This is a genomic window from Binatus sp. (SeqCode), assembly GCF_035272065.1.
Classification (GTDB): Bacteria; Desulfobacterota; Binatia; order Binatales; family Binataceae; genus Binatus.
This window is the reverse complement of sequence record NZ_DATEQZ010000040.1, coordinates 75,819-98,262: the sequence shown is the minus strand read 5'-3', so window position 1 is coordinate 98,262 and position 22,444 is coordinate 75,819. Positions and strand designations below refer to the sequence as shown.

General features: G+C 60.8%; 23 protein-coding genes and 1 tRNA gene. 11 read left to right on the top strand and 13 right to left on the bottom strand.

Annotated features, from left to right (window positions below):
• Positions 1 to 23: 23 nt before the first annotated feature.
• Complete coding sequence (gene rpsT, locus VJX68_RS07115; protein ID WP_324094977.1) at positions 24 to 311, bottom strand: 30S ribosomal protein S20; 288 nt, start codon at positions 309 to 311, stop codon at positions 24 to 26.
• 108 nt (positions 312 to 419) lie between these two features.
• On the opposite strand from rpsT, the gene VJX68_RS07110 reads away from it, so the two are divergent.
• Positions 420 to 1,382: a ParA family protein gene (locus VJX68_RS07110; protein ID WP_324094976.1), complete on the top strand. Its 963-nt coding sequence runs from the start codon at positions 420 to 422 to the stop codon at positions 1,380 to 1,382.
• A 140-nt stretch (positions 1,383 to 1,522) separates the two neighbouring features.
• On the opposite strand, the gene VJX68_RS07105 is transcribed toward VJX68_RS07110, so the two are convergent.
• The 6 genes from VJX68_RS07105 to mazG all read right to left on the bottom strand — a co-directional run bounded on the left by VJX68_RS07105 (position 1,523) and on the right by mazG (position 5,203).
• Positions 1,523 to 1,906 carry a hypothetical protein gene (locus VJX68_RS07105; RefSeq protein WP_324094975.1) on the bottom strand — a complete coding sequence of 128 codons (384 nt, stop codon included), beginning with the start codon at positions 1,904 to 1,906 and terminating at the stop codon, positions 1,523 to 1,525.
• Complete coding sequence (locus VJX68_RS07100; RefSeq protein WP_324094974.1) at positions 1,900 to 2,454, bottom strand: hypothetical protein; 555 nt, start codon at positions 2,452 to 2,454, stop codon at positions 1,900 to 1,902. Before VJX68_RS07100 ends, VJX68_RS07105 begins: the two co-directional genes overlap by 7 nt.
• 378 nt (positions 2,455 to 2,832) lie before the next feature.
• Positions 2,833 to 2,909 (bottom strand) — tRNA-Ser (locus VJX68_RS07095).
• Between the two features lie 204 nt (positions 2,910 to 3,113).
• Positions 3,114 to 3,602: a hypothetical protein gene (locus tag VJX68_RS07090; RefSeq protein ID WP_324094973.1), complete on the bottom strand. Its 489-nt coding sequence runs from the start codon at positions 3,600 to 3,602 to the stop codon at positions 3,114 to 3,116.
• Positions 3,603 to 3,849: 247 nt separating this feature from the next.
• Positions 3,850 to 4,386 carry a nitroreductase/quinone reductase family protein gene (locus VJX68_RS07085; RefSeq protein ID WP_324094972.1) on the bottom strand — a complete coding sequence of 179 codons (537 nt, stop codon included), beginning with the start codon at positions 4,384 to 4,386 and terminating at the stop codon, positions 3,850 to 3,852.
• 4 nt (positions 4,387 to 4,390) lie between these two features.
• Entirely contained in the window at positions 4,391 to 5,203 is an 813-nt protein-coding gene (gene mazG, locus VJX68_RS07080; protein ID WP_324094971.1) for a nucleoside triphosphate pyrophosphohydrolase, read from the bottom strand.
• Positions 5,204 to 5,292: 89 nt separating this feature from the next.
• Here mazG and VJX68_RS07075 point away from each other — a divergent pair, with 89 nt between their 5' ends.
• Positions 5,293 to 6,054 (top strand): cyclase family protein, encoded by a 762-nt coding sequence (locus VJX68_RS07075; protein ID WP_324094970.1) that lies wholly within the window; start codon positions 5,293 to 5,295, stop codon positions 6,052 to 6,054.
• Positions 6,055 to 6,161: 107 nt separating this feature from the next.
• Here VJX68_RS07075 and VJX68_RS07070 read toward each other — a convergent pair whose 3' ends face one another.
• Positions 6,162 to 6,824 carry an alpha/beta hydrolase gene (locus VJX68_RS07070; RefSeq protein WP_324094969.1) on the bottom strand — a complete coding sequence of 221 codons (663 nt, stop codon included), beginning with the start codon at positions 6,822 to 6,824 and terminating at the stop codon, positions 6,162 to 6,164.
• Positions 6,825 to 6,959: 135 nt separating this feature from the next.
• On the opposite strand from VJX68_RS07070, the gene VJX68_RS07065 reads away from it, so the two are divergent.
• The 3 genes from VJX68_RS07065 to VJX68_RS07055 are packed head-to-tail and all read left to right on the top strand — an operon-like array spanning position 6,960 to position 12,930.
• Positions 6,960 to 10,136 (top strand): phospholipid carrier-dependent glycosyltransferase, encoded by a 3,177-nt coding sequence (locus VJX68_RS07065; protein ID WP_324094968.1) that lies wholly within the window; start codon positions 6,960 to 6,962, stop codon positions 10,134 to 10,136.
• Positions 10,133 to 10,915, top strand: coding sequence for a hypothetical protein (locus VJX68_RS07060; protein WP_324094967.1), 783 nt, complete (start codon positions 10,133 to 10,135; stop codon positions 10,913 to 10,915). The genes VJX68_RS07065 and VJX68_RS07060 overlap by 4 nt, the downstream gene beginning before the upstream one ends.
• Positions 10,916 to 10,923: 8 nt before the next feature.
• Positions 10,924 to 12,930 carry a PA14 domain-containing protein gene (locus VJX68_RS07055; RefSeq protein WP_324094966.1) on the top strand — a complete coding sequence of 669 codons (2,007 nt, stop codon included), beginning with the start codon at positions 10,924 to 10,926 and terminating at the stop codon, positions 12,928 to 12,930.
• Between the two features lie 63 nt (positions 12,931 to 12,993).
• Here VJX68_RS07055 and VJX68_RS07050 read toward each other — a convergent pair whose 3' ends face one another.
• From VJX68_RS07050 to VJX68_RS07040, 3 genes are all read right to left on the bottom strand, one after another.
• The gene (locus VJX68_RS07050; protein ID WP_324094965.1) at positions 12,994 to 13,587 is read right to left on the bottom strand and encodes a VOC family protein; all 594 of its coding nucleotides are present in this window, start codon (positions 13,585 to 13,587) and stop codon (positions 12,994 to 12,996) included.
• A gap of 20 nt (positions 13,588 to 13,607) precedes the next feature.
• On the bottom strand, positions 13,608 to 14,690 hold the full coding sequence (locus tag VJX68_RS07045; RefSeq protein ID WP_324094964.1) for a zinc-binding dehydrogenase: 1,083 nt from the start codon (positions 14,688 to 14,690) through the stop codon (positions 13,608 to 13,610).
• Positions 14,691 to 15,006: 316 nt separating this feature from the next.
• On the bottom strand, positions 15,007 to 15,702 hold the full coding sequence (locus VJX68_RS07040) for a hypothetical protein (RefSeq protein WP_324094963.1): 696 nt from the start codon (positions 15,700 to 15,702) through the stop codon (positions 15,007 to 15,009).
• A gap of 175 nt (positions 15,703 to 15,877) precedes the next feature.
• Here VJX68_RS07040 and VJX68_RS07035 point away from each other — a divergent pair, with 175 nt between their 5' ends.
• The 5 genes from VJX68_RS07035 to VJX68_RS07015 are packed head-to-tail and all read left to right on the top strand — an operon-like array spanning position 15,878 to position 19,609.
• The gene (locus VJX68_RS07035; RefSeq protein WP_324094962.1) at positions 15,878 to 16,630 is read left to right on the top strand and encodes a YebC/PmpR family DNA-binding transcriptional regulator; all 753 of its coding nucleotides are present in this window, start codon (positions 15,878 to 15,880) and stop codon (positions 16,628 to 16,630) included.
• A gap of 46 nt (positions 16,631 to 16,676) precedes the next feature.
• Positions 16,677 to 17,213 carry a crossover junction endodeoxyribonuclease RuvC gene (gene ruvC, locus VJX68_RS07030; RefSeq protein ID WP_324094961.1) on the top strand — a complete coding sequence of 179 codons (537 nt, stop codon included), beginning with the start codon at positions 16,677 to 16,679 and terminating at the stop codon, positions 17,211 to 17,213.
• Positions 17,210 to 17,851, top strand: a complete 642-nt coding sequence (gene ruvA, locus VJX68_RS07025) for a Holliday junction branch migration protein RuvA (RefSeq protein WP_324094960.1) — start codon at positions 17,210 to 17,212, stop codon at positions 17,849 to 17,851. The genes ruvC and ruvA overlap by 4 nt, the downstream gene beginning before the upstream one ends.
• Before the next feature lie 46 nt (positions 17,852 to 17,897).
• A complete protein-coding gene (gene ruvB / locus VJX68_RS07020; protein WP_349255891.1) occupies positions 17,898 to 18,893 on the top strand; it encodes a Holliday junction branch migration DNA helicase RuvB in 996 nt (331 codons plus the stop codon).
• A 5-nt stretch (positions 18,894 to 18,898) separates the two neighbouring features.
• The gene (locus tag VJX68_RS07015; protein WP_324094958.1) at positions 18,899 to 19,609 is read left to right on the top strand and encodes a type 1 glutamine amidotransferase; all 711 of its coding nucleotides are present in this window, start codon (positions 18,899 to 18,901) and stop codon (positions 19,607 to 19,609) included.
• A gap of 139 nt (positions 19,610 to 19,748) precedes the next feature.
• On the opposite strand, the gene VJX68_RS07010 is transcribed toward VJX68_RS07015, so the two are convergent.
• The gene (locus VJX68_RS07010; protein WP_324094957.1) at positions 19,749 to 20,429 is read right to left on the bottom strand and encodes a methylated-DNA--[protein]-cysteine S-methyltransferase; all 681 of its coding nucleotides are present in this window, start codon (positions 20,427 to 20,429) and stop codon (positions 19,749 to 19,751) included.
• A 46-nt stretch (positions 20,430 to 20,475) separates the two neighbouring features.
• On the opposite strand from VJX68_RS07010, the gene VJX68_RS07005 reads away from it, so the two are divergent.
• Positions 20,476 to 20,838, top strand: coding sequence for a hypothetical protein (locus VJX68_RS07005; RefSeq protein ID WP_324094956.1), 363 nt, complete (start codon positions 20,476 to 20,478; stop codon positions 20,836 to 20,838).
• Between the two features lie 299 nt (positions 20,839 to 21,137).
• On the opposite strand, the gene VJX68_RS07000 is transcribed toward VJX68_RS07005, so the two are convergent.
• Positions 21,138 to 22,352: an acyl-CoA dehydrogenase family protein gene (locus VJX68_RS07000; protein WP_324094955.1), complete on the bottom strand. Its 1,215-nt coding sequence runs from the start codon at positions 22,350 to 22,352 to the stop codon at positions 21,138 to 21,140.
• Positions 22,353 to 22,444 lie beyond the last annotated feature (92 nt).

The window sequence follows — 22,444 nt, the reverse complement described above, 5'->3', positions numbered from 1 at the left end:
AACCGCTCGCTCGGGCGGACGGTCTACGCTTTCTTGCCGAACTTGCGATGCAGGCTGGCGGACAGCCGCGCAACTTTGCGGCGCACCGTATTGCGATGCATCGTGCCGCTGCTGATCGCCTTGTACAGCACCTTGGTGGCCTGCTTGAGCGCTTCCTGCGCCTTCGCTTCGTCGGTGCTGGTGGCGATAGTTTCCGCAGCGGTCTTGGCCAACGTGCGGGCACGTGTGCGGACGACGCGGTTGCGCTCGGCGCGCTTGAGATTTTGCCGATGACGCTTCTCGGCCGACGGATGAACGGGAATATGAGGCATAACCAGTCATCTCTAACAGCGCGCGAGCGCCGGAGCAATACAGCGCGACTCAGGGTACTGGCGTCATTCGGCCAAAAGACGCCATTCGGGGCTGAAATGACGCCACCGATGGCCGCAGTCCTGACAACGCCCGACCTTTCTGCTAAGTTGACAAGATTCAACTTTGCGCGACCGGGGGGCAAGTCCATGCAGATTCTGGCGTTTTGGAACAACAAAGGCGGAACTGGCAAAACCAGCTTGGCGTTTCAAGCGATCTGCGCATATGCGGAGAAATTTCCAAAAAAGAGAATCTTGGCGATTGACGCTTGTCCGCAAGCCAATCTCTCGGAACTGCTACTCGGCGGACTTGAAGGAGCCGGAAGCCACAATCTGACGAGTCTTCAAGGTAACAATCCTCGACGTTCTATAGCTGGTTATTTCCAAACACGCCTACCGTCGCCATTCGCGATGCCAGCAATTACCCCCGCCGACTTTATCTGCAAGCCTCTGACTTTCAACAACAGCATTGCGCTCAATATCGACCTCGTCGCAGGAGATGCCCTACTCGAACTACAGGCAAACGCGATTGCTACTCTATCCAATACTCAAATCCCTGGCACTGATACTTGCTTGGCTGTGATTGATTGGCTGAAAGACTATATAACAACACTTGGAAATTCCTACGATGTTGTTTTTATCGACACGAATCCGAGCTTTTCGATCTACACGCAGATTGCGCTCGCAACCGCCACCGATGTAGTGCTCCCCGTGATGCCAGACGATTCGTCTCGTCGCGCGATTCAGAACGCGTTTTCTCTCATCTACGGGATCAATCTACCGTCCGCCATCTATGCGCAGTACTCATTCACAAACAAACTCGTCGCCGCTAACCGATCACTTCCTAAAGTCTCGTTGGTGGTCAAAAACCGCTTGACCCAATATATATGGGACCGGCGTCCGCGTATTCGTCCGTACTATCGTCGATTGACGCATTGCTTACCGCGCTACTTTCTGCGAACCCATCGATCTTTACTTTCCAGACGCTGGCCGATGGAGTGGCTGATGTTAGAGACTTCCAAACCACTGGGGTAGTCGCCTTTGCAGAGGGTGTACCTTTTTCTCGGCTGCGTTCTGGTCGGCATACCATCCAAGGCCAAGAGGTTCAGGTGGATCAGCACAATATCGACAACTGTATCGAAGCCATAGCGGGCGTCGTAGCCAAGTTATAGTGTTCACGGTTTGTTGGTTCCCTTCCCGCCACGTCCTACGATCAATCTAAATCGCCGTGTTCCCGGTCGCAGCGTGGTCTGTACCGCGCGCGGAATCGGCGGCACGCCAGACGGCTCGTTCGCTGCGTTGATCAACTCGCCGACCGACCAAATGTGATCCGTCACGCCAAGCGCCATTCCGGGCGTCATGCGGAGCGATTCATGGACGCGGCAGAAATTGTAGAAGCTGATCCAGAGCGCTACAGCCGCACAATGATTCTCAAGCCGCTTGCTGAATCCATTTGTCAGCCGCGTAAACCGGCGTGACGCCATGCGCTTTGATAAATTGAAGCGCTCGACGTAGCTGGTTGAGATTTCGTCCTCGTCTGGGTTTCCTCTTATTACCACCTTCTCGATTCCAGAGACATGGCCGGGTGAGTAGCGATGCGCGCGTCCGGCAGATTGGAATCGCTCGAATACTTTTTTGTGAGAACGGCGAAATCCACGCCGGTCTGAAATGCGACTTGAACCGCGCCGATATATGGCGAGTATCCGTCCGAAGTGATCTGCGGACGATTCAGGATGCGACCGCGCAAATCGAGCGCCAGCGCTTCGGTGTTCTCGACTGACCGCTTTCCTACGATGTAGACGGCCTTGTGCGTGGCCGATAGCGCGATGTACAGCCAAGTATCGCCGTACTCGGCTGGATCGTCAGAGCGAACTCGTTTCTGTTTTTTCGCGACGTAATCCCACTGTTCGTCAAGCTGGATCAGATTTACTTGCAAGCCGCGCATCATGCGATCATGCAAGCGCTTGCAGCCGTTTCCGACGCGAAGCGCGAGACGACCTACGGTGTTTCGCTCTACGTCAAAGAGACGCGCGACGGATCGCATCGAGAGTCCTTCCGTCAGCGCGCCGATGACTTGAATTTGTTTCTCAAGCGGCAACACGTTCATGGGGCTTTCCTTCATCGGCCCACGGCGAACGTGCTACGCTCAGATTGGCGGCTTCGCGTGAAGCAATTCGCGTGGGGTTACTGCCCCGTTCGGACTTGCCGGTTCGGGTGGGGCTTTTCTTTGGAAACCATCGCTTACCTTCTGGTAATGTACTTCTAAGTACAGTCATTGTCAATACCCTCAAGTAAGATACTTGACGTGATACCGCGATGCTGATATACCGTGACGGTATGGCCAAGGTTAAATTGTCGGGCTATAGATGCGAACGCTGCGAGCATGAATGGGTGCCGCGTGAAAAGAACGAAGAGCCGCGCGTTTGCCCGAAGTGCAAAAGCCCGTATTGGAACAAGCCGAGGAAAAATGCAAAGTAAGGCGTGCTGGCGGGCCGAGCCAGACTTGAACTGGCGACCCTCCGATAAGCAGTCGGTCGCTCTACTCCACTGAGCTATCGGCCCGCCGACACACCTCACCATCTTCTCATGCGGTCGCCGTAAAACCGCATAGAATTCACCTCACATCCATCCATTCACGCCCCTGACCGGCGCAAATGGGAGTTGTTGCGGGCTGGGGTATAATCCGGTAGGCTCTCTCTATTAGCAGTTGGAGCCTGCCATCAGGCAGCCCAGCCGGGCCGGTTGCACGGCCCGGTTTTCTTTTTTCTAGCCTGTATGCATTTCAGTCCTGTTGGCTCGCGGTAGTGCGTATGTCGCGCGCGCCGTCCGCCGAATCGATCCTTTCGTCAAATATTGGCTGATCACGCCACCCAAGGTTTTGCCGGTAACATCGGTGCGGCCTTTCGCACGCATACGTTCCAAAATCCTTTGGACTTTCAAGGGGCTTCCAGCTTCCATCAGGACGCCTATCAGCAAGCTGCCGATCGACGCGGGTTGAGAACCATTGCCATTCGAGGAAACGTCAGACCCAAGGTTCAATGCCGGTTGAGACGGTTTTGGGAATACGGGTACATCTTCGCGAGGCTCGCCTGGAGTTTCCTCACCGAGCAATAGAAGTCGCGCGCGCTTCAATACCAGTACATTGTTTTGCAGCGAGCCGAGCTGATTCGCCCATTTCTGTGCTTCCGCAGCCAATGCCTCGGTCTCCGCGATTTTTTTGTCAATTTGCTTAATCAACTCATTGTCTTCAGTCATTGGGAGTTGCCTCCGTTTCCGGTTGTTTAAGAACCTATACCCAAATCGCAAAGCCGTCAATGATCGTGACGGCATCCGAAGCCGTTAAGTTATCAACAAGCGATGGGGATTTGTGAAAAGGGTTTACTGCGACTACGCTAAGTTGCCGCGCAAGCGTCTATTACCGAAATGACGCCACTCGCATTTTCAAATGACGCCACTCCTCGTCAACGGGACTGAAATGACGCCAGTACCCGACTCAGGCGATTCACTCCGCGACTATGCGGAACACGGGATAGCGCGCGGCGACCTTATCGAACTCCTCCAGCGGCGCGTTGCGGCTGACTTCGAAGTGCGGGCGGGCGCCTGGAGCCCGTTGCAGATAGGCCTTGAGGATCGGCGCGCGCGACGACACCGGCACTTCCTCCAACCGCACCTTTTCCGTTCTTCCATAGCGGAGCGCGGCGGCGCCCGCGCTGGCTCGCACGTTACGCACCCAGTCGGCATTCTCGCCTAGCATCGACACCAGATATCGTTCCGTGCCGACCTGCGCCACGACCAGCTGGACCAGGCAAGCCTTGCCGCTTCGCCGCCCTGTCGTTTCAAGGGCGACCATCAGCGCCGGCAATACTCCGAGGACTGATAGCCGCGCCTGTCCGGAGTTGAGACGTCTGGCGAGCGCGTTCGGCCTGCCGCCGGGATAGAAGAGCGCCCGGTACCAGGTGCGCGGCAAGGTCCACGGTAGTGTGAGGAAAACGACGGCAGCGCCGAGAACGATCAACCCAGTTAGAAGATACGGACTCATTGCTTCATTGCCGGCCGGCAGCGCGCGCCGCGGCCTTTGCTTCATTCCACAGACCGTCGATTTCTGACGGCGTCATCGCTTTGAGGTCGAGTCCGCGCGATGCGGCGATGCGCGCGACTTCGTCGAAGCGGGCGACGAACTTGTCGCAGGCGGCGCGCAGGGTCTGCTCGGCGTCTTTGCCGATGAAACGGGGCGCGTTGGCGATCGCAAGCATCAGGTCGCCCAGCTCTTCGGCGGCGTGGGCGGTGTCGTTGCGATCAAGCGCTTGCTCGACCTCGTCGAGTTCTTCGCGCGCCTTCGCCAGCACCTCGCGGATGTTTGCCCAGTCCATTCCGGTGCGGCGGGCGTTTTCGCCGAGTTTCTCTGCACGCATCATTGCGGGCAGGCCGCGTCCCACGTGCGCGAGACTCGTTGCGCTCTCCGCGTTCTTGCTCTCGCGTTCCTGCTGTTTGATTTTCTCCCAATTTTCGAGAACTCGCTCGACCGTATCTGCGTGCGTGTCGCCGTAAATGTGCGGATGCCGTCGGATGAGTTTTTCCGTGGCGTTTCGCACAACGGTCGCGATATCGAATTCCGAATTCTCCGCAAGAATCACTCCGGCGAACACGCATTGTGCGATTACGTCGCCAAGTTCCTCTGCCGCATGCGGCAAGTTGCCGTGCGCGATCGCGTCAGCCACCTCGTACACTTCCTCGATCAGATGGGGCGGAGTGTCTGCGAGTTTCTGCTCGCGATCCCACGGGCATCGAGCGCGCAGTTCGGTGACGACTGCGAGCAGTTTCACGAATGCTTGCGCAGCATTGAGATCATTGCTCATGGCTGCGATCCTAGCATGCTTTGTTTTACGATCTGGATGGCTCGCGGGCTGGCGGGTTAGAATCGCGTCGAGGTAAACAAGGAGCACGCGTGAAAATTATCGACATCGGGGTGCCGCTCGATGCGGCGCCGTATCCGCCGTGGAACTATCGCTTCAAACGCGTCAGCCACGAAGAAGGCGCGCGCGCGATGCTGCGCCTGTTCAAGGGATCGGACGTTGGCGACTATCCGGAGTCGATGGCGCTCGGATGGGAAACGATTACGCTAACCGGGCATGCGGGGAATCACATCGATGCGCCCTGGCATTTCGGCCCGCTGTGCGAAGGCAAGCCCGCGCGCACGATCGACCAGATTTCGCTCGAGTGGTGCTACGGCGACGGCGTCCGCCTGGATTTTCGGCATCGTCAGGGCGAGGACATTAGCGTCGAGGACCTCAAGGGCGAGCTGGCGCGAATAGAGTACACGCTCAAGCCGCTCGATATCGTGCTGCTGTGGACCGGGAGCGACCAGTACCTCGACAACGTCGATGACTACGTGCGGCGGCAGGCGGGGCTGTCAGTTGCGGGACAGAACTATATTCTCGACCAAGGTGTGAAGCTGATCGGGATCGATGCGATCGCGATGGACGTATCGTTTGCGACGATGGCGCGCGGGTTGCGCGAGGGTCAGCACGATGCGTTGTTCCCGGCGCATTTCGTTGGCCGCAAGCGCGAGCACATTCACATGGAGAAGCTCGCCAACCTGGGCGCAATCCCGCGTCCGTTTAATTTCAAAGTGAGCGCGCTGCCGATCAAGATAACCGGCGGGAGTGCAGGATGGGTGCGTCCGGTCGCGATTGTCGAAGACGAGTAGGGCAAGCGTTCAGAAACGGAAGCGGAATCTCGAATCGCGCGCGGAAAATGCGCGCTGTATAAGGACCCTCACCTTCATCCTCTCCCTTGCAGGGAGAGGGGATCGAGTTATGGCTTCACGATGGGGTCGAGTACTTTCTCCGAAAGGAAGTTAGACAGGTCCTGCAGGCCTTCGGCGGTTATCTCGTGACCGCAATCGTACTCGCGATACGTCAGCGGCACCTTCAAGGCGCGCAGCGATTCCGCCGACGCTCGCGCGCGTGTGATCTCGATCATCTCGTCGGCGCGGCCGTGCTGCACGAGCGCCGGCAGCGCTTCAAGCGCGGCGGGGTCGTTGACCTCATCCTTCAAGTCGGGCGGAAAGAACGTCGAGAGCGCCACCAGCGCCGCGAACTTCGACGGATTACGTATGGCGAGCCGATACGCCATCATGCCGCCCTGGCTGAAGCCCAGCACCACCATTTTTTTTCGATCGACGGGATATTTCTTCAGGGCCTCATTGAGAAACTCGGTCACCATCTTGTTGGCGTCGTCGATTGCGCCGCGATCGGGCGAGGCACCCATCCGAATCGGAAACCATGCGTAGCCGCGCGTCGGGCCGATCGGTACCTCCATCGGACCCTGCGGACAAATCAGCATGAAGCGGCCGTCGGCGATGTACGGCGCGAGACCGAGAAGATCGAGCGCGTTGGCGCCGAACCCGTGCATCGCGATCAGCGTCGGATGAGGTCCTTCGCCGGCGGGCTCATAGACGGTATGGATCAGTCGCATCGAGGCGTTCTCCTTTGCGGCAATCCCGCATAATAGACTGAGCGCGAGCGCCGTCGCCAGCCGACTTGCGCGGCTGTTCATCGCGGGCCCGATAACCGCTATCTTTTAGCGGCGCGCGATGTGGGCAATAGCAGGATGAGCGAGCGTCTGAAGGTCGCGGGGGACAGGCCTCGGCGGTGGATTGCGCGGGCATTATTCTCGCAGTGGGGGGTAGCCGCCCTGGCGATATTTTCGATCGCGGCCGCGTCGGCGCCCGAAACGACCAGCGGAAAATTACCGGGATTCATCGCCGGAGCGATTCTGTTCGCGACCATCGGCTATGCCTTTGCCAGCTACCTCCGCCCCCTCTTCGATGACCGCGACTCGGGTCTAATTGCCGCGTTGCTGGTGCTCGCCGCGTTAGCCGCAGTGAAGCTCGCGTTGATGCCGTACTTTCCGGGCTTCCCCACCGACGTCGGCGACTACGAGGCGTGGGGCAGTCAAATCGCGACTTTCGGTCCCGCGCATTCCTATGATCAGGGATTCTTCATCGACTATCCGCCGGGTTACCTGTACGCGCTCTGGGTGGTCGGGACTATCGCGCACAGCGTCGGCGCGACGGGAGACTCTTACCGCGTCATAATGGAGAGTCCGGCGATCGTGGCCGACTTCGCGCTCGCGCTCCTGATATACGCGTTGATGCGGCGCCGAAGCCGGCCCCTGATCGCGTTTATCGCGATGCTGATGGTCGCGCTGAATCCGGGGTTGCTGTACGACACCGTCGTCTGGGGTCAGAGCGATTCGGTGATGGCGTTTGTCACACTGCTCAGCATCGTGGCGATTCTCGGCGAGCAGTATGAAATCGCGTGGGGGCTCGCCGCGATCGCAGTGTTGGTCAAGCCGCAGGGCTTGATGATGCTTCCGGTGCTGGGAGTGTGGACGATGCTCGAGACCGATTTCGCGACGTGGATCAGGTCGGGAATCGCGTTGATCGCGGTCGCCGTGATCGGCATCGCGCCGTTTCAAATCGGACATGAGTGGGATTGGATTATCAAGCTCTACACGTCCACCGCGGCGTATTACCACGAGACCTCGGTCAACGCCTTCAACCTGATGGCGCTGCTCGGCGGACTGCGCCAACAGGACTCGAACACGCTCGCCGGAATCTCATTCTTCGCGCTCGGCATGAGCCTGTTGGCGCCGCTCTACGCATTCGTCGCGTGGATCCTCTGGCGCGGCCGCACGCCGACGCGCCTGCTGTTCGCCTCGTTCATCGCGATTTTCGGATTCTTCATGATGGCTCCGAGGATGCACGAGCGCTACATGTACCCGGCAGTCGCGCTCGCCGTGCCGTTGGCTCTAGAAGCGCCCGAGATGCTTGCAGTCTTCGTAATCATCTCGATCACTTGCTTGATCAACCTCGCCTACATTCTGCACACGCTCAACACGGTGGTGTTCCTTGACTCGCGCGACACGCTTGCGATGGCGACCTCGGCGCTCAACGTAATTGCGTTGGGGTTGGCCGTTTACTACGGCGCGGCGCGGCTGCAGGACGGCAGCGCGGAGACCGGCGCCGTTGGTGAATTCTTCGCGAAATTTGCGAAGCCCAGGCAAGTCGAGGACTACGTCGAAGAGCCGGCATTCGCGCCCCAGTGGATCGCCACCGACACGATCATCATCGCCGCGCTGCTGATCGGCGCCGCGATCACGCGCTTCTGGCATCTGGGGCATCCTGCGGAGATTGTTTTCGATGAGGTCCACTTCGTCGCGCAGGGACGTCATTATTTGCACCGGGAGTCGTTCCTCGATCCACATCCTCCGCTGGCCAAGCTCGTAATCGCACTGGGCATTCTTATATTTGGCGATCGTCCGTTTGGATGGCGGGTCGGCAACGCGACGATCGGCACCGCGCTGGTGGGGATCACGTACCTGCTCGGGCGCCGGATGACAGGCTCGCGGTTGGTCGGTGCGATCGCGGGCGCGATCATTCTTTGCGACGGGATGTACCTGGTCGATTCGCACTACGCTGTGATCGACATCGTCTATCTGACCTGCGCGGCAGTCGCGTACCTGCTCTTTTTCAAATTCGCAGAGGCGCCCGATGCAAAAGCGCGCCGGCGCATCCTGCCGTGGATCGGCCTGGCATTGGGCCTGTGCCTGGCCAGCAAACTGTACATCCCGGCAATCACCTTCTTGCTGGTGGTGGGGTTTGTCGTCTATGTGATCGCGAGGGATCGGCCCGATGCCGAACCGTCCGCGCCGCCGGTCGAGTCAAAGGCGCCGAGCGAATCAAAGACGAAGAAGACTAAAGCGCCCACGCCGGTTCCGATCGCAGTCGACCTCTTCGATCAGACTTCGGTCATCTTCATTGCGCTCATCTGTATTGTCGCCGGATTGATTCTGTTCCTGAGCGGCGCAACAGGCGGATACATTCTGCTGACCGTTCTCGCAGTTCTGGCAATTCGCGTTGCGGAGATTTTCTGGCGCAGCCGTTCATCGCCGACGTCGCCGCAGTTGCCGATTCCATCGCTGGCCAACCTTCTCGAGCCGATGAGCGTGGGCGCAGTCGTGCTCGTTGGATCCGTTGCTTCGATCACGTACCTGGCGGTTTTCTTCCCGCATTACTGGCTCGGATGGTGGGGCGGCATCTCCGATCTGTTCAAGTACTACAGCGACGTCGTCTGGTACGAGAAGAGTGTCGCGTCGGCCACGCATCCGTACTCGTCGCGATGGTGGAGCTGGCCGCTGATGCTGCGCCCGATCGCGTACTGGCAGAACTTTCCCAAGACCGGCGACGTGCAGACAGTCTGGGGCGGCGGAAATCCGCTACTATGGTGGGGCGCGCTGACCGCGATCACGATCACCGCGGTGCAGGCGATAGAGCGCCCGAGCCTGACCCGCTCGTTCCTCGTCGTCGGCTATCTCAGCTACCTGTTAATCTGGGCCTGGATCGGCCGCACGCTGTTCCTCTACCACTACATGGCGTCGGTTTATTTCGGATACCTGGCGCTAGCGATCTTGCTTGCCGAATGTTTCAAGGAACGCGCCGAGCCGTGGGAGCATCTCGCGCTATTGCTGACGATGACGCCGGTGTTCTTTCTCGGTCTGCCGCCGACCTGGGCATGGCTCACGTTCATCGCGGTGGTCGGCGCGTACGGCGCGCTGCTGCTGAGGACTTCGTACGCGGGCCGCTACGTCGCCAGCGTGTTCGTAGTCGCGGCGCTGATTCTGTTCGTGTACTACTTCCCGATCTGGGTCGGCATGCCAATCAGCCGCCCCGGCTACTACGCGCGGATGTGGCTGCAATCGGGCGGGATCCGCAACTGGATATGATCGCGCACCGGTTTCGGCATCCGCGCCGCCGCGCGATTCTGCCGTTCGCAGTTTTTCTGTGCGCAACGCTTGCCGCCGTATCCGCGCCGCGCCGCGTCGCCGCCGCCGATCAGAAAAACCTTCTGCTCAACGGCGACTTCGCCAAAGGCTCCGAGGATCAGCCGGATTCGTGGCGCACTGAGTCTTGGATCAACAGTCCCGACGCATTCCAGACCCATTGGCATTCGTATGCCGACAAGCCCAGCGAGACGGAAGTGGACAACCTGCAGGCCAACGACGGGCGCTGGATGCAACCGCTGACGGTAGCGCCGGGATGGTATCAGCTCAGCGCCGATGTCCGCACCGAAAACGTCGGCGCCAAGGAATCCGGCGCGTCGATTTCGGTCATGGAAGACGGCATCATGTCGGCCGACATCCACGGCACCACCGACTGGCAACGCGTGACGCTGTACCTCAAGGTCAGCGGACAGGGCGCGGACATCGACGTGGCGCTGCGAGTGGGAGGATTTGGCAGCCTCAACACCGGCAAGGCGTTTTTCAGAAATGCGTCGCTCATTGCGATTGACGCGCCGCCCCCCAACGCGACTCCCACCTACGACCTGAACGCGATTCGGCAACAGTCTGCCCCGGCACCGATCGGCTCGCCGATCTCGCTGGTGGTCACGTTCGCGGCGCTGGCTGCCATCGCATGGGCGGGTTGGCGCATTTACGGCGACGACGACTTCCGCGTCTTCAATGCACTCCGCGACGCCATATCGGGGCGCCCGAACAAACGATGAGACGGGGCGTGGCGAACTCCAGCCGCGCGATCGCGCCTGAGGATCGCCGCCGGCAAATCGAAGCGGCGATCTTCCTGATCCCGTTCATCACCTACGCCTACTTTTACCAGGGCGCCGACCAGAGCATCGCGTGCCGCTTCGACCTGATGCGCTCGATGGTCGAAAAGGGTGCGCTGTGGATCAACGATTTTTGCGGCTTCAACACCGCCGACATCATCACGTTCCACGGCCACATTTATTCCGTCAAGGCGCCCGGCACCTCCTACACCGCGCTGATCCCGTGGATGGTTTTTCGCATCGCGCTGCTGCCGATGAATGCGGCGCACGAGCCGCTCTACTGGGCGTTCGTAACTTACCTGACGACCGTGTTCACGACCGGCCTGCTCATCTCCGCGATGTGCGTCGTCATGTTTCGCTTCGCGCGATTCTTCGGCGCGTTGGACGGCCGCGCGGCGGGAGTGGCGCTGATTCTCGGCCTTGCGACGATCGCGTTTCCGTACGCGACCGAACTCACCGGCGAGCCGGTCGCCGCGGTATGCGTCTTCAGCGCGTTCTACCTGCTCGCGACGTTCGATACTCGCCCGTCCTCGACGCGCGCGTTGGCCGCCGGCTTCCTGGCGGGATGGGCGGTGCTCAACGATTACCCGGTCTTCCTGGTCGCCGCCGCGATCGGAGTCTACGCGCTGTTCAAACTGCGCGACTGGGGGCATCTGGCGTCGTTTTCCGCCGGCGCCGCGATAACAGTCGCAGTAGTCATGCTCGCCTACAACTGGGGCGCGTTTGGCAATCCATTCTTCTTCAGCTACCAGGCGTTCAAGCTCGAGCCCACCGAGAATCGTCAATTCCCGGAGCAAGCGGTCGGCTTCGTCGGCCTGACCTATCCGAAGATGCGAATTCTCTGGAACGTGCTGCTCGATCCGCAGCGCGGATTGTTTTTCTGCAACCCGGTACTGCTGTTGTCGATCGTCGGCGTCGGTTATTTCGCGCGATTGAAAAAATGGCGGGCCGAATTTATCGTCACGGTCTATTCGTTCGTGGTGCTGATACTGTTCAACGCCGCGTACGGCGAATCGATCGTATCGTGGGGCGGCGGCACCGCGACCGGCCCGCGGCAAATCGTCGCGTCGGTGCCGTTCATGGTGCTCGCGCTCGCCTTCCTGCCCGCCGCGTTCAACTGGCTGCTGGGCGCGATCGGCGCCCTGTCGGCCGCTATCATGCTGATGGCGACCGCGACCAATCCGCATTTCCCCTATGAATATGACAACCCGGTGCGCGACTTCGCGCTGCAGCAATTTATGCGCGGCGATTTCGCCACCAATCGCGACGCCTTCTTCGGCGGCGGCATGATCGTTCGCGACTCTGTAGCCTTCAACCTCGGCAAACTAATCGGACTGCCCGGCCCGTTCCGGCTCTGGCCGCTCGCGGTGTTCTGGATCTTCGGCGCCTTTGATTTGTCGGAATCGCTCGGGCTGTGGGGAACCGGCGCGTCGCGCCGCCTTACGCAAATCGCCACAGCGCTGGGAATCGCCGCGCTGTTCCTGCTCTCGATGAATCAGCGCGTCATGCAATCGTTCGTGCAGAGCGGGCACCAGGGATTGCTGGGCAGGTACTACGTGGGAGACTGCGGCGAGAGCGCGCCGCACATTGTCCGCGTCGACCCGCAACTGGACTTCAACCAGATTTCCGAGATGGGCGCGATGCCGTTTCCATCATGCGATATCTGGCGCGGCCAATTGATCGCGCCAAAGGCGGGCGACTACGAGTTTTCGATCGACGTCGACGATTCAGGATGGGTCACGGTTGACGGCACGCCGTTGATTCGAGACCCGGGTATGGTGAACAAGAGTCACGACTCCGGCACTATCCACCTGACCGAAGGCCCGCATCGCATCGAGGTCGGCGAGCGCAACATAGCCGGCGGCTCGTACCTCCACCTGTATTGGAAACTCCCCGACACGCCCGATCAGGAAATCGTCCCCTCCGACGCCCTAATCCCCGACCGCGCCGGCGCTTAGCCGCTAGTCTCGAGCGAAGTGGAAACCAAAAGCTGATTCATGGTTAAGGAAACGCGAAACTTTTTACTCGATCATTCGTCGCAAGACTTCCGGGTCGATTTGTCCGGATGATGGATCTAAGCGCCTGATCTCCGCCTCGGGCACTCCCGCGTGGTACTTGCGGGCGAGATCGTCAGGGTCCAACGGCAAGCCGATGGGATTGTCTTCCAGATGGTTGCGCATCCAATTGTGCCACTCGGACTTTTCGACGTTGTCGATCGACAACTCGACGCCATTGTCGTCGGGATCGCGGTAATACAGCGACAATGTCAGGCCGTGATGGATGGAGACCCGCGGTGTGATTCCAGCCGCCTTAAGACGCTCATACGTAGCGATCCAATCGCTAACCGTTGAAAAGAAAAAAGCGAGATGGTCGAGGCCCGCGCTCCCCTTTGGCTTCTCGACCGTACCCGGAAAGGCCGCCAAGGCGATCCGGTGGTGCTCCTCATCGTAGGTCATGAACGCCATAATCTCGTTCTGGTACAAGACCTCGGCGTTGAGCACTGTCTTGTACCATTCGACCATTTCCTTGAGACGGGCGGTGCGCAGCACTGCATGCGAGAGTTTCGCGGGCCTGATTGGGCGCGAATTGTGATCTTCGATGGATTCAGCACTCATTGTCCGTTCTCCTCTAACGTCTAGTCGCGCGCCGGCAGCAATCCCGCGCGCGTGACTTCTCGACGTTCGCTTTTATCGAGCGCCTCCGCTGCGCGCGAAAGGGGAAACGTTGCGTCGCACATTTCGCGATAGGGTAGGCGGTCGATGTTTGCGGCCAGGAAGTCGAGCGACTTTTTTAGGTAGTGCGGCGGATAGGTTGCTACGCCGATTATTTCCAGCGATTTGAATGTGATCACTGACGGCGGCAGCTGGACCGTCAGGCCCGACGAGATGTTGCCGACTTCGATAACGCGGCCACCGACGCGGACCATTCGGAGCGCTTCACTAAATGCCTCGGCAACGCCGGCCACCTCGAGCACCACGTCGGGCCATCCGGCGCATAGCGCGCGCACCCGCTTGTCGCGAGCCTCGGCGTCGGTGTACTCGCGCATGTCGACCGTCTCGTCGGCGCCGAATCGGCGCGCCTCGCGCAGCCGCAAGTCCACGCCGTCGACCGCGATCACGCGTGCGCCGCGGGCCTTCGCAATCGCCATCGCATGCAGCCCAAGGCCTCCGGCGCCGAGCACCACGATCGTCTCACCGTATGCGAGCCGCGCGCGATCGAGACTCCAGAACACTTGCGACATCGCACAATTCGCCGACGACGCGACCAGGTCGGGCACGTTGTCTGGAATGCGATAAAAATGCTGATCGGGTTTTACGATGTAGTGAGTGGCGAACGTGGCTGTGAAATGCGGCGGCTCGTCGGGATGCCGCGCGCCAAGCACCTTGGCCGTGCACGCCGCGTGATTCCCGCTGACACAGTTGATGCATCGATTGCAGACCGTGTAGTAAACCGGCGCGATTCGATCGCCTTCCTTGACCGGAACCCCCGCCCAATCCGCGCGCACGCCCGCGCCGAGCGCCTCGATGCGCCCGCTCATCTCGTGCCCCGGCATCACGCCGCGCCGCCCGAACTCGCCCTTCCACATATGCACTTCGGAACCGCATACGTTGGTCTGCGTGACCGCCGCAACCAGCGCGCCGGCGGCGGGCGCGGGAACGTCGTATTCGTGGAATTCAATTTTGTGTGCAGAGGGGATGAACGCGACGCGACCTTTCATTGCTGTCCTCCGAAGCGCGGCGGTGATGCCCCGGTTTCATCCCGGACGAAAAAAATGTCAAGCCTGCTCCTGCACTCGGAGCTCCGGTCTCACCAACGGATGAACTTTTCAGCCTGACCAAAGCCGACTTTCTGCGCTACACTAAGGTATGGACAATCCCTCAAGATCCCGCGCGCTCGCCTGTCCTGCCCGAAATCGAGCGACTCCTGCTGACGAAACGAAAAAATGTTTTTGACGGAACGAAGCTACCCTTGGTAGGGGAGCGACTTTCGAACCACAACATATGGTATAAATCGGCCTTTTCGGCTATCTTGGACTACTGCTGCTGCGGAGGCGCCGGCAGATTCAAATTACCGCCAATCGAAAATCCGTGCGTCGAACCCGGCATGCCGGACGGCGATTCAGTTCTGTCGATCGAGGAGGGAGGCTGCCTGGCTTGAGTCTGCACCGTCACCGGCGCAGCCAGCTGTGTGCTCGCCGAAGACGCCGCCTGCTGCGGCGAAGCGTTGGGCTTGGCGAACTCAGGGCGATGAGTCTTCCTGGCCTCGACCAAGACCTGGCGCAGCAGATTCGACTCCTGGATTCCGTGGGATACGCAATCGACATCGGTCGCGGGATGCAACGGGACCTTCACCGACGAGTTGAACGTCGCGCGCACCTCGACGAGGGTCGCCTCCGGGCCGCGCGGCCGCACCAGGAAGTTGTACACCGACGACGAGTTCGCCTCCGGCTCGGCCGTGTACGCGCCTGCCACGCTCTTTATCTTCCCGCAATCGGCGTCATGCAGCGTGAAGCGCGGCCCCGCCGCTTCGATGATTCCGTTGGTCATGTCCTGCGCCTGCACGTGGAACGAATTCTCGGCGACCACCGCGTTCACGGCGTCCCACGCGAGATCGTACGGCAGCGGAATCACCACTTGTTGCTGTTCGTCAGGCGGCGGCTGCGTAGTAGGCGGATAAAGGCATCCAGCGGCACTCAACGCGGCAACCAGGCCTAAAGTCGGAACTCTCACCCTGAACATTGCTCCAGCATGATAACAGAAGCCGACCATTATGAGTCCAAGTTGTTTTACTCTCGCTCGGGACGCGCGATCGCTTTTACCCATTCCCCCTTCGGCGAATCTTTATGATAATCTCGAAACCGCTCGGGACTCGCCCGCCAAGGCCGTCCCGCGGAAGGTACTTGCCATGTCTGGTCATTCGAAATGGAGTTCGATCAAGCATAAGAAGGCGATCACCGATTCCAAGCGCGGGCGCGTCTTTACCAAGATGATCAAGGAAATCACGATTGCGGCGCGGCTCGGCGGCGGCGACATCAATTCCAATCCGCGCCTCCGCACGGCGGTGACGGTCGCCAAGAAGCAATCGATGCCCAATGACAACATCGATCGCGCGATCAAGAAGGGTACCGGCGAAATCGCCGGCGCGTCGCTCGAGGAAATCACTTACGAAGGCTACGGCCCCGGCGGCGTCGCGATAATGGTCGACGTGCTGTCAGACAATCGCAATCGCACCGTCGCCGAACTGCGCTTCGTCTTCTCCCGGCACGGCGGAAATCTCGGCGAAGTCGGATGCGTCGGCTGGATGTTCAAAAAGCGCGGCGTGATTGGCATTGAAAAATCCGCCATCGACGAGGACAAGCTGCTCGAACTCGCGCTCGACGCCGGCGCGGACGACGTCACCAGCGACGGCGATACGTTCCAGGTGCTCACTTCACCCGACAAATTGAACGCGGTGCGCGACGCGCTGGAAAAAGCCGGCATCGCGATCGCGCATTCGGAACAAGCGCGGATTCCCGAAAATACGGTCGCGGTTTCCGGCCATGCGGCCGCGCAGGTGCTCAAGCTGATGGAAGAACTCGAAGATCACGACGACGTGCAGAACGTCGCCGCCAACTTCGACATCAGCGACGAAGAGATGGCGCAGTTCTCGGCGGCCTAGCGCCGCGCGGGGGCTGCCGCGGAGGTGGGGTATGCGGATACTCGGGGTGGATCCCGGGAGTGCGGTATGCGGTTACGGCGTCGTCGAGGGCCCGGACGGAGGCCAGCGCTACGTGACCGCGGGCACGATACGATGCGCCTCGCTCGCGCCGGGACCGATGCGGCTGCGCCGCATCCACGAAAATATTCTCGCCATCATCGACGAGTTCTCTCCCGGCGCGCTCAGCCTCGAACGCCACTTCGTCGCCGCCAACGTGCAGAGCGCATTTCGCCTCGGCGAGGCGCGCGCGATGGCTATGCTAGCGGCGGCCGAGCGCGGCTTGGCGATGTTCGAATATCCGCCCAACGAAGTTAAGCTCTGCGTGGCCGGCCACGGACACGCCGACAAGGCGCAGGTGAAATACATGGTGCGCAAGACGCTGAAACTCGACCCGGCGCTCGAGCTCGCCGACGACGCGGCAGACGCGCTAGCGATTGCGCTCTGCCACCTCGGCCGCGGCCGCATCCCCAACCTCGTCGAGGCGATCGAGCGCATTCGTCCGCCCGCGACGCGCCGAAGCAAGCCTCGGATGGTGCCGCAATGATCGCGACGCTGTCAGGCGCGCTGGTCGTTCGCGACGCAGGCCGCATCGTCGTCGAGACGGGCGGCATCGGCTACGAAGTGCTGATCCCGCTGAGCACCTACTACCGATTGCCGCAGCTCGGCGACCGCGTCGCGCTCGAAATCCGGCAAGTCGTGCGCGAGGATGCGCTGACGCTCTACGGGTTCTCGAGCGCCACCGAGAGGCGCGCCTTCGACCTGCTGATGAGCGTGCAGCATGTCGGTCCGAAACTCGCGCTCGCAATCCTCTCGGTCCTCGCGCCCGAAGAACTGGTCGCCGCAATCGGCAAGGGCGACGTCGAGCGAATCGATGCGGTACCCGGCGTCGGTCCCAAGGTCGCGGAGCGGGTTGTACGCGAACTGCGTGACAAAGTCATCGATCTCAGGATGGCTGCGCCGTCAACCAGCGCTGCCAACGGCAATCTGCGCCCGGCACCCGACGGCAACGGACGACCGGCCGGCCCCGCGGACGAGGCAGTTTCCGCGCTCGTGAATCTTGGCATGAAACCCGTTGAGGCGAAGCGCACAGTTGACGCGGTCATCGCCGCCGACGCCGGCGCCGCGCAGAATCCAGAAGTCATAATTCGCAAATCCTTGGCGGTGCTGCTTGGCGAAAAGTAAGTCCAGCGAAAACGCCGGCGCCGCCGCGCCCGCTGCCGAAGCGCGAATCGCGTCGCGCGTCGGCCGTGAGGACGATCGCCGCCTCGATCTCGCCTTGCGCCCGCGCGCGCTGGCCGAATTCATCGGACAGGAGCGCACCAAGAAAATTCTCGGCATGTCGATAACCGCCGCCCGCGGCCGCGCCGAGGTGCTCGATCACGTGCTGTTCGCTGGCCCTCCCGGCCTCGGCAAGACCTCGCTCGCGCACATCATCGCACGCGAGCTCGGCGTCAACGTCCACGTCACCTCCGGTCCCGCTATCGAGCGCGCCGCCGACCTCGCCGCAATCGTCAACAACCTTGAAGCACACGACGTGCTCTTCATCGACGAGATTCATCGCTTGCAGCGCCCCATCGAGGAGCGGCTCTACTCCGCGATGGAAGACTTCGAGTTTCATATTGTAGTGGGCGAGGGGATGGGCGCGCGCACGATGAAGCTGTCGGTCAATCCGTTCACGCTAGTCGGCGCGACCACGCGGTCGGGCCTGCTCAGCTCACCGCTGCGCGATCGTTTCGGCCAGCATTTCCATCTCGACTTTTACGATCACAACGAACTGGGCGAGATCGTCCGCCGCTCAGCCGATTTGCTTAAGGTGGCAATCAATGAGGAAGGAGCCACTGAAATAGCGTCGCGCTCGCGCGGAACGCCGCGAATCGCCAACCGCCTGCTGCGGCGCGTCCGCGACTTCGCGCAAGTCAACGAAGCGCCGGTCGTCACGCGCGAAATCGCGCTCGGCGCTCTCGAGCTGCTCGAAATCGACACGGCAGGCTTCGACAAGATGGACCGCGCGATTCTCGGCGCGATAATCGACAAGTTCGACGGCGGCCCGGTAGGTGTAGAAAGCCTTGCCGCCGCAGTCGGCGAGGAATCGGACACCATCGAGGAAGTTTACGAACCCTACCTGCTGCAGGAAGGCTTCCTGGCGCGCACGTCGCGCGGCCGCGTCGCCACGCAGCGCGCCTACACGCATCTCGGCCGCATCCGGCACGGCACTTTGCTGTAGCGATTATGGCGAAGATTTACGTTTTGCAGCATCACCCGGTCGAGAATCTCGGCACCATCGCCGACGCGCTCGAAGGTGCCGCGCTCGCATGGCAATACGTGCGCGTCGCCGACGGCCAACCTGTGCCCGCAAACATGAAGGGCGCCGGCGGTCTGATCGTGATGGGCGGCCCGATGGGCGTCTATCAAACCGACCGCTATCCGTGGCTGCGCGACGAGATGCGCCTGATCGAAGACGCGATGAAACTGAATCTGCCAGTGCTAGGCGTATGCCTCGGCGCGCAGATCCTCGCAGCCGCACTAGGAGCGAAGGTCGATCGCAATCCCAACGGCAAGGAAATCGGATGGCATCCGATCCGGCTGCACGATTCGGCTAAGGATGATCGCCTGATGCGCGGACTGCCCGCGACGATGACGCCGTTTCACTGGCACGGCGACATATTCGATTTGCCGCCCGGCGCGATCTCGCTGGCGTCGTCAGAAAAAACTCCATGCCAGGCATTTCGTATGGGTGACCAAGCCTACGGCTTCCAGTTTCATTTCGAGGTGACGCGTGAGGGTGTTGCAGCAATGGCCGAGGCGTTCGCGAAAGAACTAGTCCGCGAGAATATTCCGGCCGATCGAATGATTACTCAAGCCGCCGAGTTAACGCCGCCGCTGGAGAACATTTCCGAAAAAGTATTCTCGCGTTGGGCCTCTCCAATCCAGGGCATCTGACGCGCACTGCCGGACGCGCCGAGAGACCGCCTCACCCCACCGAGTCCGCGTTTTCGGTAGCAACATTTCCCGTGGTAGTTAAACTCACGGCCAGCGTGCTCCGCAGTGCGTGGGTTCAGGCTCGGAAGGCTTTAAACCTTCAGTGCGTGGATCCACCACCCGGAAGGACTTGGACCTTCGGGCTCCGGTGCACGCTGGGCGGTTTCACCCCTCGTCCGCATCTATTTTCCTCACTCAGCCGCAGGGGCTGGACCCTCGCTTCCATCTCCAGCAGCAGCCGCTTGCGCTCCAACCCCCAACGATAGCCGCCAAGATGCCCCGATGCGCGGATTGCTCGATGACACGGAATAATAATCGACACTGGATTTGCGCCATTGGCTGTGCCGACGGCGCGGATGGCGCGCGGCCGGCCGATGCGCCGCGCGATTTCGGAATACGAGCGCGTCTCGCCCGCCGGGATCGCGAGAAGTTGCTCCCACACCGCAAACTGAAACGGAGTTCCGCGTATATCCATCGGCGGGGTGGGCATCTTCGAGCTGCCCGCAATGTAGTCGGCGAGCGCATCGGCCCATTGGCCGATGCGCGAATCTTCGTGTCGATTCGGGTTGGCGACCCGAATCGTCGCGCGCGGATAGTCGCCGCGCAGCTCGGCGACCAGCGCGGGATCTGCTTCGCCCATCGCGGCGAAGCAGATCCCGCGCTGCGTGCCTGCCACCAGCAGGCGGCCGAGCGCCGAATCTACTATCGAATACACGATTTCCGCGCCGTCGCCGCACGGCCCATAAGACGAATTCTGTGAACTGTTATTTTGGGTTCGCATCCGACATCCTCGGAACCATACAACCCCGCGAATCGGTTAATGTGATATGAAACCAAACATCAGGGCGCTGGCAATCTTTAGTTCGATTGCCGCCGTGCTGATTTTCACTGTTGTGCTCGCGGCCGAAGTTACCGGCCCGCCAGCCACTGACTTGAAGCTGGCGCCTGATCTTTCCTTTTCGGACGACTCGAGTGACAATTTTCCGATCGAGGGGAAAAATCTCTCCGACGGTTCGATCGCCAACGACCAAGCCACTGTCATCTTCTTCGGCACTGCGAACTGCTGGAACACCGCGCGCGAGGCCGAACGCCTGGTGCGGCTCTATCCGCAGTACAAGGACAAGATTCGTTTCGTCGTCGTCGATCTGCGAAGTCCGTCGCGGGCACAGCGCCCTTTGATCGTACGCTAACTATCACGGTTACATTCCGACAATCGCGGTGATCGATTCCGCGGGCAACGTGCTCTACGATCGCGCGGGCGAGACCGCCAGCGAGCGGGGCGACACGAGCAATCTGCAGAAGCTGCTCGATTCCGCGCGCTAGGGAAGATCCGGGATTCTTCGCTTCGCTCTAGAATGACACAGAGACAGAACCTGAGAGCGAAAGGTTGTCCTCGACATTTCGCGCCTATCAGTGGGTGCAGGGGTTATCCCGGCCCAAGGATGTGTGAAACCCACGGCGGTTTCACATACGATGACGGTCTTCGATTCTAGCCCTTCGGCAGTTTGAGCACGCGCTCGCCGATGATGTTGTGCTGAATCTCGCTCGAGCCCGCCGCGATTGTCAGCCCGCGCGCCGCAAGCGTCCGATGCATCCAGCGGCCGCCTTCGACCGCGCCGAGACTGCCGCCTTCGACGTTGGCAAACCCGCCCAACATCTCGTCGGCAAACATCGCGACTCGCAGGTTCAGCTCGGTGGCGAACAGTTTGCCGAACGAACTCTCCGCGCCGGGCACCTTGCCCTTGAGCTGCGCTGATAGCGAGCGGTAGCGCGACAGCCGCAGGCATCGTGCCTCGACTGCGAACTGCGCGAGCTTCTGCCGCACGTACGGATGTTCCCACGCGGGCCCGCCCTGGAAATCCACTTTCTTCGCGAGGTCGAGCAGCTCGCCAATCGTGCGTTCCACCGGATGCCGCGTGCCGCCGGAAACGCGCTCATACATGAGCGTCGCGATCGACACCTGCCATCCCGCATTCAGCTCGCCGACCAGGTTTTCCTTCGGCACCCGGACGTTGTCGTAGAAGACCTCGTTGAATCCGGCGTCGCCGGTGATCTGAACGAGCGGCCGCACCGTGATTCCGGGGCTGTGCATATCGACGAGCAGGTACGAAATCCCCTTGTGCTTGGGGGCTGAGGGGTCGGTACGCACCAGCAGCACCTGCCAGTCCGCGCGATGCGCCAAACTCGTCCACACTTTCTGCCCGTTGATTACGAAGGTGTCGCCGTCGAGCACCGCGCGCGTTTGCAGGCCAGCCAGGTCGGAGCCGGCGCCCGGTTCGGAATAACCCTGGCACCAGATTTCCTCGCCGGTGAGCATCTTGAGCAGGTAGCGCTTTTTCTGCTGCTCGGTGCCGAGGTGCATGATGGTCGGGCCGATTCGATCGATCGCGAGCTGATTTGCGCCGTAGAGCGGCAGGCCGAGGCGCAGTACTTCGTCCTGGTAGATTGCCTGCTCGATCATGCTTGCGCCGCCGCCCCCCCATTCCTTGGGCCAGTGGAGCGCGACGTAGCCCGCCTTGTAAAGCCGGCGATGGTAATCGAGCAGTTGAGCCCAGCGGCCGTCGTCGCGCACGTCGAGCAGGCTGGCGGTCGAGCCGCCGAGACCTTCGCCCTTGCGCCCGAAGGCTTCGGCGGAGTTCTTTTCGAGCCATCCCGCAATTTCGGCGCGAAATTTTTCCTGTTCCGGCGTGTAGGTAAAATCCATCGGCTGCTCCGCGCGGCGCGTCGTCAGATCTGCGGTCTCGTTGATAGTCGAACTGTTATGCTAAATATCAGACGATGCCTAAACGTGAAACC

What these genes read in the sequence shown, in the direction of transcription:
- rpsT (WP_324094977.1), bottom strand. Translation starts at nt 311, where the DNA reads ATGCCTCATATTCCCGTTCATCCGTCGGCCGAGAAGCGTCATCGGCAA.
- VJX68_RS07110 (WP_324094976.1), top strand. Translation starts at nt 420, where the DNA reads ATGGCCGCAGTCCTGACAACGCCCGACCTTTCTGCTAAGTTGACAAGA.
- VJX68_RS07100 (WP_324094974.1), bottom strand. Translation starts at nt 2,454, where the DNA reads ATGAACGTGTTGCCGCTTGAGAAACAAATTCAAGTCATCGGCGCGCTG.
- VJX68_RS07090 (WP_324094973.1), bottom strand. Translation starts at nt 3,602, where the DNA reads ATGACTGAAGACAATGAGTTGATTAAGCAAATTGACAAAAAAATCGCG.
- VJX68_RS07085 (WP_324094972.1), bottom strand. Translation starts at nt 4,386, where the DNA reads ATGAGTCCGTATCTTCTAACTGGGTTGATCGTTCTCGGCGCTGCCGTC.
- mazG (WP_324094971.1), bottom strand. Translation starts at nt 5,203, where the DNA reads ATGAGCAATGATCTCAATGCTGCGCAAGCATTCGTGAAACTGCTCGCA.
- VJX68_RS07070 (WP_324094969.1), bottom strand. Translation starts at nt 6,824, where the DNA reads ATGCGACTGATCCATACCGTCTATGAGCCCGCCGGCGAAGGACCTCAT.
- VJX68_RS07065 (WP_324094968.1), top strand. Translation starts at nt 6,960, where the DNA reads ATGAGCGAGCGTCTGAAGGTCGCGGGGGACAGGCCTCGGCGGTGGATT.
- VJX68_RS07060 (WP_324094967.1), top strand. Translation starts at nt 10,133, where the DNA reads ATGATCGCGCACCGGTTTCGGCATCCGCGCCGCCGCGCGATTCTGCCG.
- VJX68_RS07050 (WP_324094965.1), bottom strand. Translation starts at nt 13,587, where the DNA reads ATGAGTGCTGAATCCATCGAAGATCACAATTCGCGCCCAATCAGGCCC.
- VJX68_RS07045 (WP_324094964.1), bottom strand. Translation starts at nt 14,690, where the DNA reads ATGAAAGGTCGCGTCGCGTTCATCCCCTCTGCACACAAAATTGAATTC.
- VJX68_RS07035 (WP_324094962.1), top strand. Translation starts at nt 15,878, where the DNA reads ATGTCTGGTCATTCGAAATGGAGTTCGATCAAGCATAAGAAGGCGATC.
- ruvA (WP_324094960.1), top strand. Translation starts at nt 17,210, where the DNA reads ATGATCGCGACGCTGTCAGGCGCGCTGGTCGTTCGCGACGCAGGCCGC.
- VJX68_RS07015 (WP_324094958.1), top strand. Translation starts at nt 18,899, where the DNA reads ATGGCGAAGATTTACGTTTTGCAGCATCACCCGGTCGAGAATCTCGGC.
- VJX68_RS07010 (WP_324094957.1), bottom strand. Translation starts at nt 20,429, where the DNA reads ATGCGAACCCAAAATAACAGTTCACAGAATTCGTCTTATGGGCCGTGC.
- VJX68_RS07005 (WP_324094956.1), top strand. Translation starts at nt 20,476, where the DNA reads ATGAAACCAAACATCAGGGCGCTGGCAATCTTTAGTTCGATTGCCGCC.
- VJX68_RS07000 (WP_324094955.1), bottom strand. Translation starts at nt 22,352, where the DNA reads ATGGATTTTACCTACACGCCGGAACAGGAAAAATTTCGCGCCGAAATT.